General features: G+C 73.3%; 7 protein-coding genes and 1 tRNA gene. 6 read left to right on the top strand and 2 right to left on the bottom strand.

All coding sequences use genetic code 11. The features are described 5' to 3' along the window. The first annotated feature begins 31 nt into the window (after window positions 1-31). Window positions 32-1,381 carry an FAD-binding oxidoreductase gene (locus tag ABZ321_RS11950; RefSeq protein ID WP_354890888.1) on the top strand — a complete coding sequence of 450 codons (1,350 nt, stop codon included), beginning with the start codon at window positions 32-34 and terminating at the stop codon, window positions 1,379-1,381. A 71-nt stretch (window positions 1,382-1,452) separates the two neighbouring features. On the opposite strand, the gene ABZ321_RS11945 is transcribed toward ABZ321_RS11950, so the two are convergent. Beyond that, on the bottom strand, window positions 1,453-2,316 hold the full coding sequence (locus ABZ321_RS11945; RefSeq protein WP_354890887.1) for a hypothetical protein: 864 nt from the start codon (window positions 2,314-2,316) through the stop codon (window positions 1,453-1,455). Beyond that, complete coding sequence (locus ABZ321_RS11940) at window positions 2,232-2,792, bottom strand: SigE family RNA polymerase sigma factor (protein ID WP_354890886.1); 561 nt, start codon at window positions 2,790-2,792, stop codon at window positions 2,232-2,234. The genes ABZ321_RS11945 and ABZ321_RS11940 overlap by 85 nt, the downstream gene beginning before the upstream one ends. 98 nt (window positions 2,793-2,890) lie before the next feature. Here ABZ321_RS11940 and ABZ321_RS11935 point away from each other — a divergent pair. The 5 genes from ABZ321_RS11935 to ABZ321_RS11915 form a co-directional block, all read left to right on the top strand. Beyond that, window positions 2,891-2,964: transfer RNA gene (locus tag ABZ321_RS11935), tRNA-Met, on the top strand. 1,095 nt (window positions 2,965-4,059) lie between these two features. Further along, window positions 4,060-7,542: an ATP-binding protein gene (locus ABZ321_RS11930; protein WP_354890885.1), complete on the top strand. Its 3,483-nt coding sequence runs from the start codon at window positions 4,060-4,062 to the stop codon at window positions 7,540-7,542. A 97-nt stretch (window positions 7,543-7,639) separates the two neighbouring features. Next, window positions 7,640-9,244 (top strand): hypothetical protein, encoded by a 1,605-nt coding sequence (locus tag ABZ321_RS11925; RefSeq protein ID WP_354890884.1) that lies wholly within the window; start codon window positions 7,640-7,642, stop codon window positions 9,242-9,244. Between the two features lie 52 nt (window positions 9,245-9,296). Next, complete coding sequence (locus tag ABZ321_RS11920) at window positions 9,297-9,689, top strand: SRPBCC family protein (protein ID WP_354890883.1); 393 nt, start codon at window positions 9,297-9,299, stop codon at window positions 9,687-9,689. After that, on the top strand, window positions 9,690-11,568 hold a 1,879-nt coding region (locus tag ABZ321_RS11915), incomplete at its 3' end, for a beta-galactosidase (protein WP_354890882.1).

Below are 11,568 nucleotides of genomic sequence, written 5' to 3'. Positions count from 1 at the left end.
CCGGCCAAGCGGCCTCCGGCACCGTACCGGCATGACCATCGCACTGACTGATCTCCCGGTCACGGCCGGGCCCGTCTTTGTTCCCGGCGACGAGGGCTACGCGGCCGAGGTCGCGTCCTGGAACGTCGCCATCCACCACGAGCCGCACGTCGTCGTCGGCGCCACCGGCGCGCAGGACGTCGCGGCGGCGGTGCGCTGGGCCGGCACCCACGGCATGCCGGTCGCGGTCCAGGCGACCGGGCACGGCGCGGTGCGCCCGGTGACCGGCGGCCTGCTCGTCACCACCGGCCGGATGACCGCCGTCTCCGTCGACCCGGTGGCGCGCACCGCCCGCGCCGCCGCCGGCGCGCGCTGGTCGCAGGTCGTCGAGGCGGCCGCGGCACACGGCCTCGCACCGCTGAACGGCTCGTCGACGCACGTCGGTGTCGTCGGCTACACGCTCGGCGGCGGCGCCGGCCCCCTCGGCCGCCGGTACGGCTTCGCCGCCGACCACGTCCGCTCCATCGAGATCGTCACCGCCGACGGCGCGCTGCGTACCGTCGACGCCGACCACGAGGCCGATCTGTTCTGGGCGGTCCGCGGCGGCAAGGGCAACTTCGGCATCGTGACCGAGATCGAGTTCGGGCTGTTCGAGGTCGCCGGGTTCTTCGGCGGCGGCATCCACTTCCCGGGCAGCCACGCCGCCGAGGTCCTGCACGCCTACCGGGCGTGGGTGGCCGGGCTGCCGGAGGAGATGAGCACGTCGGTTGCCCTGCTGCGGCTGCCTCCGCTGCCGCTGCTGCCCGAGCCGCTGCGCGGCGCGTACGTGGCGCACCTGCGGGTGGCGTACCTCGGCACGGCCGAGGACGGCGAGGCGCTCCTCGCCCCGATGCGCGCCGCGGCGCCCGCGCTCGTCGACGACGTGTCATGGCGGCCGTACTCGGCCGTCGACTCCGTGCACCAGGACCCGGTCGACCCGCTCCCGTCCCGCGATCGCGGCGTACTGCTGGGTGAGCTGACTGCGCAGACCGTCGACCATGTGCTGGAGGTCGCCGGGCCCCAGGTGGACGTACCGCTGATGATGGTGGAGATCCGGCACCTCGGCGGCGCGTTCGCGCGGACGCCCGCCACCCCCAACGCCGTGAGCGGCCGTGGCGCGCAGTACTCGCTGTTCGCCATCGGGCCCGGGCTGCCCGAGCTGGCGCCGGTCGTCGACGAGGTCACCGACCGGCTGCTCGCCGTGGAGACGATGCCGGGCGGCCTCATGAACTTCTCCGGCCACGCCGCCCCGGAGGCGCTCCTGGCCAACTGGGCGACCGCCGACCGGGACCGGCTGCTGCGCATCAAGCGCTCCTACGACCCGACGAACGTCTTCTCCAGCGGCCAGGCCCTGGTCGGATAAAGCCCGGCCCGTCTCCGGGGTCCGTTCGGTGAACGGTGGTGCTCCCATGCGGGGAGCACCACCGGGCATGGTCAGTTCGCCGGGACGACGTCCTTGGGGCGGTCCACGTGGATGGGGACGCCGTAGTCGGACAGCTCCAGCGTGGCGAAGAACTGGCCGGACGCGACAGTCCTCTTGATCGTCGACTGCCACCAGTCCTGCATCGTCACCTTCGCGATCCGCCCGTCGGCGTTGAGGATGACGTCGCCGGAGACCCTCGTCTCCAGGGTCGGATCGGCCGGGATGCCGTGGGTCGAGTACTCGAAGTGCAGCGTCCCGTCGGGGTACTGCGTGACCGTCGCGTTCACCTGTTGCAGCGCCTTGAACAGCGTCGCCGGGTCCGGCCCGGTCGAGCCGAGAGCCCCCATGCCGTTGCCGGCCAGGGACAGGCGGTCGAACCTGCCCGGATACTGGCCGTAGCGCCCGTACACCTCGCCGCCCGGTGTCTTGTCCGGCGGCAGCGGCCCGAGGGGCGGCTCGGCGCCCATGTACCGCACCCCGTCGATGAGCAGCTCCACCGTCACCGAGTCGTCCTGCAGGCGGCGGACGTAGCCGGTGGCGGTCATCGGGTCGAACGCCCCCTCCGACTCGATGACCGTGCGCCCGTCCGCGCTGCGCATCGTCAGCTTCATCCGGTAGCTGATGTTGTCGCTGGCCGCGGCCGCCTTCTGCAGCTTGAGGGACGCCGGCGGCTCCGCCTGCACGACCGGCGGCTGCCGCTGCTCCTCCTTGCCGCCGCCCGCGCCGGTCGTCAGGCCCACGGCCAGCGCACCGGCGAGCCCGGCGACGCCCAGCGCGTACCCCGTGCGGATCACCGCGGCGCGCCGCCGGTGCCTTCTCGTCGCCCGCGCCAGGACGTCGCCGCCGCCGGTGATCCCGGCGACCTGCGCCCGCATACCGGCCGCGAGCTGCGCAGGCGGGACAGACCCCGCGAGGCGGTGGACTTGACCGTGCCGACCGAACAGCCGAGCACGTCGGCGGCCTCGGCCTCGCTGAGCTGCTCCCAGTACCGCAGCACCAGCACGGCCCGCTGCCGCGGCGGCAACTGGGCGAGCGCCTGCATCAACGCCTGCCGCAGCGCCACGGCGTCCGCACCGTCCGGCTCCCCCGGCGGCTCCGCCAGCAGCGCCACCTCCGACCGCCGCCGCACCCGCCACTGGTCGACGGCCAAGTGGTACATCGTGCGCCGTAGATACCGTTCGGGGTCCTCACGCACCCGTCCCCACGAGCGCATCAACCGCTCCAGCGCCCCCTGCAGCAGGTCTTCCCCCGCCACCTTGCTGCCCGTGAGCAGCACCGCCGTGGCGAGCAAGGCACCGCCACGCTCCGCGACGAGGGCGTCCAGTCCGTCGAAGCCGCGTCTCCAGGACACAGGCTCTCCTTTCGTCGCGGTCAAGACGACCCCCCCGGAAGGTTGAGCCGCCCCGCTGAAAATCCCGTCGCACCCCTCAGGTAAGGTTGAGAAACCGACGCGGGGTGGAGCAGCTCGGTAGCTCGCTGGGCTCATAACCCAGAGGTCGCAGGTTCAAATCCTGTCCCCGCTACAACCTTGGCGGCCCCTGCTTCGCGGCGGGGGCCGCTTGCCGTTCAGGTTTCCGCATCCCCCGCGCGAGCGGAGCTCGCTCCCCACAGGGGGAGCTTCGCTCCACCGTCGCCCCCTCAACGCCGTCGGTGGTTGCACTACTTGCGGACACGTCGGGCACGTCGACGGCTTTGCCGCGTCGCTTCGCTTGCGGACTGTGAGGGAGCTTCGCCCCCCCTGCAACCCCACACCGGCGCCGCTTGCACTGGGTGTGGACAGCACGGCCGAACGGAAATCGCTCCCCACAGTGGAGCTCGCCCCACTCTCACCCGCAAAAGCCGTCGGTGGCTGGTCCGCTCGCAGACACGTCGGGCACGTCGACGGCTTGCCGCGTCGCTTCGCTTGCGGACTGCGAGGGAGCTTCGCCCCTGCAACCCGTGCATCCCCCGCACCCCCCGACCGGCGCCAATTTGCACCGGCTGTGGACAGCACGGCCGGACGGAACTCGCTGCCACAGTGGAGCTTCGCCCCACCCTCGCCCCCTCAACACCGTCGGTGGTTGCACCACTTGCGGACACGTCGGGCACGTCGACGGACTTGCCGCGCCGCTTCGCTTGCGGTCTGCAGGGGGACTTCGACCCCTGCATGCCCCGCAACTCCGACCGGCGCCGCTTGTGGGCAGCACGGTCGAACGGAAGTCGCTCCTCACAGTGGGGCTCCGCTCCGTCTGCGCCTTCTGTACATCGGGGTGGGCTGACGGTTGGCTTCCAGTCCTGCCGCCGGCAACGGCGTCCAGGCCGGTGGTGGACGGCTCCTTCGACGTCTCGTGGCACTGCGGCGGCACCGCGGCCTTCGTTGCGCTCCATGTCCGCCGCGACGCCGGCGATGGACAGATCGCAGCTGGGTCAGTGGCTCCTTCGGCGCGCCGTAGGAGCGCTCTGTTGGCGGCTGGTTCAGCACCGTTTGCATCCAGTCCACCCCCGTTGCTGACTGGTCCCATGCGCAGTATCCATTGGGGGTACGACAGTTTCTGTGGGCCGGCGGAGGGGCTTGTCGGGGCGGGTGGATTGGTGGGGGTGGCTAGGATCTGGGGGCGTTGAGGGAGCGATGGGTTTGGATGGGGGTTGGGGTGGAGGCGCGGCGGGCGCGGGTGGTGGAGTTCTGGCAGACGGTTGAGATGTTCAGCCCGCAGAGGGTGGAAAAGGTCGACCGCGAGCAGCTTGTGTTCGGGGTGCGGGCGGGGCAGGCGTTGCCGTGGGAGCCGGGGCATGAGCTGGCGCGGCGGAGGTTGCGGGCGAACCAGGCCTGGCGGCATGTGGTGTACCTGGGGGTCTACCGGCTCGACGAGGTGTTCGAGGTGCTGGCGCGGGTGTTGGAGCCGGACCCTGACAGTTACGACGAGCGGCCGGGTGGGGAGAGTGCGTTCGCCGCGTTCGTGGTGGGTGAGGACGGGCGGGCGGTGCCCGGTTCGGAGGTGTTGTCCAGTTGTGCCTGGGCGACCGGGCGGGTGCTGGGCGAGGGGCCGGCGGCGGACTGGGTGGCGCGGTTCGAGCAGGCGTCGAGGGCGTTCGGCGAGCTGTGGCGGGAGGTGGTCACCCACGAGCCCGCCGGGCCAGAGAACGCTGAGAACCATGAAAATGCAGGGGACGACCGGCCGGCGCGGGTGCTCGGGGTCGAGGAGCTCGGCGCCTGCCTGGAGCTGGCGGTCGCGGTGGCGGGCACCGGTGACGCGCTGTCGGGGGTGGAGATCCGCGTCAGCAGTCAGATCGTGGCCCGGCGGAGCGCTGACAACGTGAGCGGGCACGAGTTCCTCAACAGCTTCATCGTGAGCGACCTGGCGCTGGTCGCCGGGCAGGTGGCGAAGGGCGACGACGGGGTCGCGCTGCGGGAGTATCTGCGGCCGGGGAGCGAGATCGCCGTCGCCGGGCGGGTGGACGTACGGGAGCGGATCGAGCACGTGTTCGCGGCGACCGCACCGGAGACGGTGCCGGCCGGGCGGTGGCCGAGCGACCCGGGGCACGCGTTGGCGTTGAGCCAGCAGCTGGCGGTCAACAGTGCGCTGGCGCTGGGCGGTACCGACGCAGACGCCGGAATCGTGGGGGTCAACGGGCCTCCGGGGACGGGCAAGACGACGATGCTGCGGGATCTGATCGCGGCGCTCGTGGTCGAGCGGGCCCGGCGGCTGGCCGCCCTGCCCGACCCGCGGCAGGCGTTCAGCGGGCGGCAGCTGCGGTGGAAGACGGGCAACTACCACCGCGTCGTGAGCGCCTGGCGGGCGGACCTGGTCGGCTTCGAGATGGTGGTGGCCTCGGCCAACAACGGCGCGGTGCAGAACGTCACGGACGAGATCCCGGCCGCCGGCGCGATCGCCGGGTGCTGGCGGGAGCGGGCGGCCGCGGTGGACTACTTCCCGCAGGTCGCCGGGGCGCTGCTGGCGGCGGAGGGTGAGGCGCCGGCGCCGGGCGCGGCGTGGGCGCTGGTGGCGGCCCGGCTCGGGAACAAGAGCAACCGCGGGCGGTTCGTCAACGCGTTCTGGTACCACACGCCGGACGACGATCCGCCCGACGAGGCGTGGTCCGGGCTGCTGGCCGTGCTCAAGGGCTACGAGCAGGACGCGCCGGAGCAGTCGTGGAAGGAGGCCGTGGCCGGCTTCCGGGCCGCCGAGGCGCGGGTGGAGGCGATCCGCGCCGAGCGGTCCAAGGCGTACGGCGCCGTCGTCGAGCGGATCGAGCTCGACCGCGAGATCGCCCGCCTGGCCGCGGCAACGCCGGTCGCGGCCGCCAGGGTCGAGGGCGCCAGGCAGCGGCGCGAGACGGCGGTGCGGGTGGAGCGCGAGCGGGCCGCGGAGGCGGAGCGGATCGCGCGGGAGCGCCGGCTGGAGGCCGAGCGGGCCGCCCTGCGGCGCCGGGAGGAGGCCGCGCGGGCCGCCGGCGAGCGCCGGGCCGAGGCCGAGCGGATCGTCGCCGGACGGGTGGCCAACGCCGAGCGCTCGCTGCGCGCGTGGGAGGCCGAGGTGGGCCGGCAGTGGCAGGTCCGGGCCGCGCACCAGCAGGCCCGGCCGGGCTGGTGGGAGTGGCTGCGGACGCTCGGCGCGGCGAACGGGCGCTGGGCGGCGCACGACCGGTGGCTCGACGCCGAGATGGGGGCCGCCCGGCGCGAGCTGGAGGTGCGGCAGGCCACGCTGGCCGCGGCGCAGCGGGACGCGGACGCGGCGTGGCGGGCCCACGAGGTCGCGAGCCGCGAGGCGGCCACGGCGACGGCGGTGCCCGCCCCGGACGTCACCCACGAGCCGCTGGTGGCCGCGCGCCGGGAGCTCGCCCGGGCCGACGAGGAGGTCACCGCGGCCAGCCGGGCCCTGGCGGCGACGGAGACCGCCTGGCACGCCGCCCGGGGCCGGCGCGCCGCCGCCGTCGACCGGCTCGCCGGCATCGCGGCCGCGCTCGGCCGGCACTTCCCGGACGACGCCTGGTGGACCGACCGCGAGCGCCGCGAGCCGGCCGCGCTGTGGACGGATCCGGAGTGGAACACGGCGCGCAGCGAGCTGTTCCTGGCCGCGCTCGCGCTGCACCGGGCGTTTCTGCGGCACGCGGCCACCGACGTACGCCGGAACCTGCAGGCGGCCATGGACGTCGTCAGCGGTGAGGCGCCACGCGACCTCGCCCGGGACGCCGCGCTCGCCGCGTGGCAGAGCCTGTTCTTCGTCGTGCCCGTGGTGTCCACGACGTTCGCCTCGTTCGCCCGGCTCTTCGGCCACCTGGGCAGGGAGTCGCTGGGCTGGCTGCTCATCGACGAGGCCGGCCAGGCGACCCCGCAGAACGCCGCCGGGGCGCTGTGGCGGTCCCGCCGCGCCGTGGTGGTCGGCGACCCGCTGCAGCTGGAGCCCGTCACCATGCTGCCGTTCCGCGCCGAGCAGGCCATCCGGGCGGAGCTCGGCGTCGACGAGGAGTGGCTGACCAGCCGCACGTCCGTGCAGCGGTTGGCCGACCGTCTCACGCCGCTGGGCACCAGCCTGCCCGCCGACGGCGACGACGAGATCTGGGTCGGCGTCCCGCTCACCGTGCACCGCCGCTGCGACCGGCCGATGTTCGACATCGTCAACGCCATCGCGTACGACGGGCTGATGATCGACGGTACCGGGACCGCGGCCCGCGACCGGTTCGCCGCCGAGTTCCCGACCCTGCCCGAATCCAAGTGGATCGACGTCGCCGGTGCCGACGCGCAAGGCCACTGGATCCCGGACGAGGGCCGCCGGCTGGACCTGGTCCTCGGCGTGCTCGACGAGGTCGGCGTCGACATGTCCGAGGTGATGGTCATCGCCCCGTTCCGGGACATCGCCCGGCAGGTCGCCGCCCGGGCCCGGCGGTTCCCGGGGCTGACCGCGGGCACCGTGCACACCGCCCAGGGCAAGCAGGCCGACGTGGTGATCCTCGTGCTCGGCGGCAACCCCGCCCGCCCCGGCGCCCGCCGGTGGGCCGCGAGCCGCCCCAACCTGCTCAATGTCGCCGTCAGCAGGGCCAAGCGCCGCCTGTACGTCATCGGCGACCGCGAGGCGTGGTCGGCGCAGCGGTACTTCAAGACGCTCTCCGCCGACCTGCCGTAAACCTCTCGAAAGGCCTGGGGTTTCCCCGGGGGTGCGACCTACGGTCGCGGCCACACCCCACCCTGGGAGGACTCCCTTGCACAGAAGACTGGGCCGTTTGGCCGCGACGCTGGCGGCGGTGGCCGTCGTGCTCAGCTCCGCCGGGACCGCGCAGGCGACCGACGGCGGCGGGGACCGGCGCCGGCCGCTGTCGGCGGTGAACCTGCCGTCCGGCGACAGGGTGCTGTTCTACCTCGGGCAGGACAGCAGCACCCTGGCGGACTTCGACACGGCGGTGCTGGACACCGACCGCGGGTTCCCGGTGCCCGCGGGCGTCACGCTGTACACGAACCTCGTCGGGGCGCCGATGAGCGGGATGTTCCAGCCGACCAACTACGGCGCCGGCGACAACGACTTCCCGGCCACGCTCAACACGTACGGCGGCGGGATCGCGGTCGGGTTGTTCCTGTCGGACCCGTCGCAGACGCCGCTGAAGGCGCTCGCCGGCACCGCCGACCAGGCGACCGTCGCGCGGTACCGCAAGTGGCTCGACGAGTTCATCACGTACTTCGACCGGACCGGACGGGACGTGTTCCTGCGGATCGGCTACGAGTTCGACGGCGCGTGGAACGCCTACGACCCGGAGCTGTACAAGGAGGCGTTCCGGTACATCGCGCGGCGCATCGACCGGCTCGGGGCGCGGCGGATCGCGACGGTGTGGCAGTCGGCGGCGTGGCCGCGGGTCGAGCAGGCGCCCTACGCGCCGACCGCCGCCGGGCACTGGGAGCAGTGGTACCCGGGCGACGAGTACGTCGACTGGGCCGGGCTGTCGCACTTCTACGGCGAGCGCTTCGACCGCTACCAGTGGGCCTGCGAGACGCCGGGCAACGTGGCCGCGACACCGCTCGCGGTGCAGGAGTCGCTGCTGAACTTCGCCCGCAAGCATCGCAAGCCGGTGTTCGTCGCCGAGTCCGCGCCGCAGGGGTTCGACCTCGGCAACCTGACCGCCGGCTGCATCTTCGTCGACCCTGCCACCGGCGGGCCGCGGGCGACCGTGCCGGTCACCGCCGAGCAGATCTGGGACACCTGGTACGCGCCGTACTTCCGGTTCATCGAGCGTAACCGCGACATCGTCCGCGGCGTCGCGTACATCAACACCGACTGGGCGAGCCAGTCGATGTGGAACTGCCAGCCCGGCGCCTGCGCCAACGGGTACTGGGGAGACAGCAGGATCCAGGCGAACCCGCTGATCCTGCGCCGTTTCCGGGCCGAGATCGCCAAGCGCCTCTACGTCCACGGCCCGGACCGCGTCCGCGGCTTCGAGCCACCGGACTTCTCCGGCCCCGGCCGCACCGAGGGCGAGTACGCGGACCTGCCGCAGGGCGGGTCGACCGGCATCGCCGTCGCCGACCCGACCGCCTCCAACGACAGGACCGCCCTGGTGTACGCCAACGGCGCGTCGATCGCCTTCGACCACGTCGGTCGCGGCCCGTCCATCGACCTGCGGTACGCCACCGTCACCGGCAACGTGCAGCTGACGGTGCTCGTCAACGGCGCCGCCAGGTGCACGCTGCGGCTGCCGAACCAGGGCAGCGCCACCGCGTGGGCGACGGTCACGATCCCGGTGCCGGTGCCCGACGACGCGGCGGTGACCCTGCGGCTGGACAGCGGCGACGTCGTCTGGGTCGACTACATCACCCCGGGGCAGCGCAGCCGCCGCTGACATCTGCCCGGCGGGGCCGAAATTGTCGTACCCGCCGGGCAGAATCAGACCCATGATGGAGTCCCGACACGTCAGCCGCAGCATCAACCGATCGGCAGGGGACGTCTACGCATACGCGGCGAACCCGGCGAACCTGCCCGCCTGGGCGCCGGGTCTGCTGAAGTCCGTCGAGTGGGTCGACGGGCAGTGGGTCGCCGACTCGGACATGGGGCGGATCCTGCTGGACTGGGCGCCGGACAACCCGTTCGGCGTCATGGACCACCACGTGACGGTGCCGTCCGGCGAGACGTTCTACAACCCGATGCGGGTCACCGCCAACGGGGCGGGCAGCGAGGTCGTGTTCAGCGTGCGCCGGCAGCCGGGCATGACGGACGAGGAGTTCGACCGGGACTGCGCGGCGGTCCAGGCCGACCTCGACGCCCTGGCGAGGATCCTGGAAAGTTAGATGCTCGCGTACGGGGGCGACTACACGCCTGAGCAGTGGCCCGAGGAGGTCTGGGCGCAGGACGTCGAGCTGATGCGGGCCGCCGGGGTCAACCTCGTCAGCGTCGGCATGTTCAGCTGGGCGCTGGTCGAGCCGGCCGAGGGGCGGCACACGTTCGAGTGGCTCGACCGGGTGCTGGACCTGCTGCACGGCGCCGGGATCCGGGTCGACCTGGGGACGCCGACCGCCGTGCCACCGCCGTGGTTCATCCGGCGGCACCCGGGCGCGCGGCTCGTCGACCGGGCCGGGCACGTGTTGGGGCAGGGCGGCCGGCAGAGCTTCTGCCCCAGCTCCCCCGACTACGCGCGGGCGTCGCGGGCGATCGCCGAGCAGCTCGCCCGGCGCTATGGCGGGCATCCGGCGCTTGCGCTGTGGCACGTCCACAACGAGTATGCCGGGGTCAACGCCCACTGCTACTGCGACACGTGCGCGGCGGCGTTCCGCGGGTGGCTGCGCGACCGGCACGGCGACCTGCCCGCGTTGAACGCCGCGTGGGGCACCGCCTTCTGGGGTCAGCGGTATGGCGACTGGGAGGAGATCGACCTGCCGCGGCTCGCGCCGACCGCCGTCAATCCCGCCCAGCAGCTGGACTTCCTGCGGTTCTGCTCCGACACGCACCTCGCCAACTACCGGCGGGAGCGCGACGCGCTGAAGCAGCACTCCCCCGGCGTCCCGGTCACCACCAACTTCATGATCGCCAACTGCAAGTGGCTGGACTACTGGAAGTGGGCGCGTGAGGTCGACGTCGTCGCCAACGACCACTACCTGACCGCCGAGCGGGACGACCGGCACGTCGAGCTGGCCATGTGTGCGGACCTCACCCGCGGGCTCGCCGGCGGCGCGCCGTGGCTGCTCATGGAGCACTCGACCGGCGCCGTCAACTGGCAGCCGCGCAACATCGCGAAGCGCCCCGGCGAGCTGGCCCGCAACAGCCTGGCGCACGTCGCCCGCGGCGCCGACGGGGTGCTGTTCTTCCAGTGGCGGGCGTCGCGGTCCGGCGCCGAGAAGTTCCACTCCGCGATGCTGCCGCAGGGCGGCACCGGCACCAGGATCTGGCGCGAGGTCACCGAGCTCGGCGAGCGGCTCGCCGGCCTGGGCGCGGTGCGCGGCACCCGGGTCGCGGCGGACGTCGCCGTCGTCTGGGACTGGGAGTCGTGGTGGGCGCTCGAGCTGGAGTGGCGGCCGTCGGTGGACCTCGCGTTCCGTGAGCGGGTCGAGGCCTACTACGGGCGGCTGTGGCGCGACCACCTGACCGTCGACTTCGTGCACCCGTCGGCCGACCTGGAGCGGTATCCGCTGGTCGTGGTGCCGTCGCTGTACCTGACGACCCCGGCCGCCGCGGCGAACCTCGACCGGTACGTGTCCGGCGGCGGGACGCTCGTCGTGTCGTACTTCTCCGGCATCGTCGACACCAACGACACCGTGCCCGACGGCCCCTACCCGGGCGCGCTGCGCGACCTGCTCGGCCTCACCGTCGAGGAGTTCCTGCCCCTGCGCGCCGGCGAGCGGGTCACCCTCAGCGACGGATCCACCGCCGACGTCTGGGCCGAGCACTTGGTCCTCGCGGGCGCGGAGACCGTGCTGTCCTATGTGGACGGACCGGCGCCGGGCGGCCCGGCCGTCACCCGCCACCGGCACGGCAGCGGCGTCGCCTGGTACGTCTCCACGCGCCCGGCCGACCTCGGCCCGCTCCTGCGGCGGGTGTATGAGGGCGCGGGGCTGCGACCCCCGCCGGATCTCCCGGACACCGTCGAGGTGGTGCGTCGGCCGCCGTTCCTGTTCGCGATCAACCACGGCGGCGCCCCGGCCGACGTGCGCGGCGTCACAGTCGAGCCCGGCG

Origin of the sequence: Dactylosporangium sp. NPDC006015, from assembly GCF_040614215.1 — a bacterium.
Lineage (GTDB): Bacteria > Actinomycetota > Actinomycetes > Mycobacteriales > Micromonosporaceae > Dactylosporangium > Dactylosporangium maewongense.
The sequence above is the reverse complement of the archived record's forward strand: the minus strand, read 5'-3'. Positions and strand labels throughout refer to the sequence as shown.